General features: G+C 75.9%; 1 protein-coding gene. It reads left to right on the top strand.

The window, feature by feature from the left end; genetic code table 11:
- Positions 1-233: 233 nt before the first annotated feature.
- On the top strand, positions 234-813 hold a 580-nt coding region (locus GTW43_RS16665; RefSeq protein ID WP_161302817.1), incomplete at its 3' end, for a class I SAM-dependent methyltransferase.

Raw genomic sequence — 813 nt, forward strand, 5'->3', positions numbered from 1 at the left:
CACCGTGGCGGACACCTGGGCCTGGCTGCGCGACGGTTCGCCGCAGGTGGACCCGCCCGGCTGGGACCGCCACGGCATCGCCCCCGACAAGGAGGCGGCGATCCTCGCGGAGGCGGGCGCCCTCGGCTGACCCGAGGGTGACGCGACGACGCGGCGCCGGGGCCGGCCCGAACGCGGCAGCCCCGGCCACCGCCGAAACCCGCCGCGCCGGCCCTGCCCTACGGTGGGGCGTCATGACCTCGCCCCGGACCGCACCCTGGCTGGCGGACACCCGCCGTTCCTACGACACCGTGGCCGGCTCCTACGCGGAGATCCTCCGCCCGGTGCTGGCCGCGAAGCCGCATCTGCGGGCCGCCCTCGCACTCTTCGCCGACCTCGTGCGCGACGCCGGGGGCGGGCCGGTCGCGGACGTCGGCTGCGGGCCGGGGCACGTCACGGCCCGTCTGCGGGAGGCGGGGCTCGACGCCTTCGGCCTCGACCTCTCACCCAAAATGATCGAGGTGGCCCGGCGCGACCATCCCGGCGTGCGCTTCACGACCGGTGACATGACCCGGCTCGCTCTCGCCGACGCCTCGCTCGGCGGGCTGCTCGCCTTCTGGTCGACCATCCACGTACCGGACGAGGAACTGCCCGCCGTGTGCGCCGGGTTCCATCGCGTCCTGCGGCCCGGTGCGCCGCTGCTGGTCGGCTTCCACGCAGGCGGGACGACCACGCTGAAGACCACGGGGTACGGCGGGCACCCGATGCACGTCCACGTCCACCGGCGCCGGCCGGAGCAGATGGCGGACCTCCTGCGGGACGCCGGGTTCGTGA

The organism is Streptomyces sp. SID5785 (assembly GCF_009870065.1).
In the GTDB taxonomy this organism is placed as follows: Bacteria; Actinomycetota; Actinomycetes; order Streptomycetales; family Streptomycetaceae; genus Streptomyces.